Source organism: Lactobacillus nasalidis (genome assembly GCF_016587775.1).
Taxonomy (GTDB): Bacteria; Bacillota; Bacilli; order Lactobacillales; family Lactobacillaceae; genus Lactobacillus; species Lactobacillus nasalidis.
Window position 1 is genome coordinate 1 of the sequence record NZ_BOCG01000632.1, and the last position, 2491, is coordinate 2491.

General features: G+C 49.9%; 2 protein-coding genes and 1 pseudogene. All 3 read left to right on the top strand.

Annotated features, from left to right (window positions below; all coding sequences use genetic code 11):
- Positions 1 to 350: pseudogene (locus lacNas_RS11880) on the top strand (tRNA (guanosine(37)-N1)-methyltransferase TrmD); the annotation flags it as partial.
- 130 nt (positions 351 to 480) lie between these two features.
- Positions 481 to 828 carry a 50S ribosomal protein L19 gene (gene rplS, locus lacNas_RS11885; RefSeq protein WP_003612033.1) on the top strand — a complete coding sequence of 116 codons (348 nt, stop codon included), beginning with the start codon at positions 481 to 483 and terminating at the stop codon, positions 826 to 828.
- A gap of 258 nt (positions 829 to 1086) precedes the next feature.
- The coding region (locus tag lacNas_RS11890; protein WP_201346896.1) for a metallophosphoesterase at positions 1087 to 2491 on the top strand (1405 nt) is incomplete at its 3' end.

The following is a 2491-nucleotide window of genomic DNA, read 5'->3' on the forward strand; positions in this document are numbered from 1 at the left end:
CAATCGGCGACTATGTGCTGACCGGGGGAGAATTGCCGACCATGAGCATGATTGATGCTACGGTCCGTCTGCTGCCGGGAATCCTCGGCAATGCCATGTCGGCGGTTGAAGAATCATTCTCTGACGGCCTTTTGGAATACCCGCAGTACACCCGGCCAGCTGACTTTGAGGGCCAGCAGGTGCCGGAAATCCTGCTTTCCGGCAACCACGGCAAGATTGCCGAATGGCGGCACTACCAGGCTTTGAAGGCCACCTGGCTCAAGCGGCCGGACCTGCTGGAAGGCCGGGAGCTGACGGCTGAAGAGGTCAAGATGCTGCGGCAGATCAAAGAAGAAGCCGGGCAAGAGTAATTTCCCGAAAGACGCTTGCTTTAGCCGGGCAAAGATGGTATTCTATTAAGCGTGGTATTTTGCCAAAAAAGATTAGGGGTGTTCCGCTGGCCCAGAGAGGTGGATGAATGCCGTAGAAGGAGAAACAATAATGGATCCATTAATTCAAGAATTGACTAAAGAACAACTTCGTGACGACATGCCTGAATTCCGTGCCGGGGACACTGTTCGTGTTCACGTACGTGTTGTTGAAGGCACTCACGAACGTATCCAGATCTTCGAAGGTGTCGTAATCAAGAAGAAGGGCACTGGCATCGGTGCTACCTACACTGTTCGTAAGATCGCTTCCGGCGTTGGCGTTGAACGTACTTTCCCGGTTAACACTCCACGTGTTGCCAAGGTTGAAGTTACTCGCCATGGCCGCGTACGTCGCGCTAAGCTTTACTACCTGCGGACTCGTAGCGGTAAGGCTGCCCGTATCGCAGAACGTCGTCGTTAATTCTAGCAACGATTCTGAGACTGCTTTGCAATTTTTGCAAAGCAGTTTTATTTTTGCAAAAAATCTTCAAGACAGATATGACCGATTATAGTTTTTATTGTAAAAATAGTACGTGTTTGCTAAGAAAATCCCCTAACATCATAGGACAAAAATAATTGTCTGTGTTTTAAAGACGAACTTTCCCTTTTGAAACAGGTGCTTTTACGCTATACTACCTACATGCTATTGTCTAATGTTTAGTGATTTATGGAGGAAGTTATGGCAAAGTCCATCTTTAAAAAAGAACTCGCAGCACTTTTGCTGGCCGCGGCCGTAATGGCGCCAGGCCAAGCCGGTGCAAGCAAGCTTAAGGTTGCAAGCGTGGCTGACAAGGCCAGCAAGCCGTCTCAAAGCAAAGACTGGAAGAATCCCAAAAAATACAGCAAGGATATTCCTGTGCAGTTTTTGAGCATCAACGACTTGCACGGGAACTTGTCAACTACGGGTTCGGCAACTCTGGGGCAAAAGACCTACAATAACGCGGGAACTGTGGCCCGGCTGGCAGCCTACTTGAATCAGGCACAAAAAGACTTCAAGAAGAAGAACAAGCAGGGGACAAGCTTCAGAGTTGAATCTGGGGACATGGTCGGAGCATCGCCGGCCAATTCCTCTCTCTTGCAAGACGAGTCAACCATGCACGTCTTGAAGGCCATGAAATTCACCATTGGCACTTTGGGCAATCATGAATTTGATGAAGGCCTGAGTGAATTCAACCGGATCGTTTTGGGCAAAAAGCCAAGCAAGAAGTACAATTCCGCCGAAATGGCATATCCGCATCAAAAGTCCGGCTTGCAGATCATCGTTGCCAATGTTGTCCGCAAGAGCACGGGCAAGACGCCTTATGGCTGGAAACCGTATACCGTTAAGACGGTCAAGGCTGGCAAAAAGCGGGCCAAAGTCGGCTTTATCGGCATCTTGACCACTGAAATGCCGACTCTGACCACCAAAAAGAATTACTCAGCTTTTAAGTACCTGGACGAAGCCAAGACGATTGCCAAATATGAAAAGATCTTGCGCAAAAAGGGAGTCAAGGCGATCGTGGTTCTGGCTCACAAGGGGGTTGAAACCGCAGCTGACAGCAAGGGCAAGCTGACAACCACTGGCGACAGCGTTACGATTTTGAAAAAGCTGAACAAAATCGATCCGAAAAATTCGGTCGATCTGATGATTGCCGGGCACTCACACCAGTACGCGAATGCTAAAGTGGGGAAGACCCACCTTGTGCAGGCTTTGAAGTATGGCCAAGCCTACACTGATTCGATCGGCTACATCAATCCAAAAACCAAGGACTTTGTAAAGGGCAGCCTGGTTTCTCATGTTTATCCGGTTCTGTCGGCAACAGATGATCCAAAGACCGCGCCGAACAAGACGGTCAAGAAAATTGTCGCTGATGCCGATAAGCGCGTTTCTGCGATTACCAAGCAAAAGATCGCAACCGCCAAGACCGCGGAAACAATCACGGGCCGTGAAAACAACAACAGCTCCAATGAAAACGCGGCTGGCGACCTGGTAGTTGACGCTCAACTGTCTGAAGCCAACCGGCAAGGCTTCAAGGTCGACTTTGCCATGACCAATGGTGGCGGCGTCCGGTCGGGCCTGACCGTCAGCGCCGACAAGTCGATTA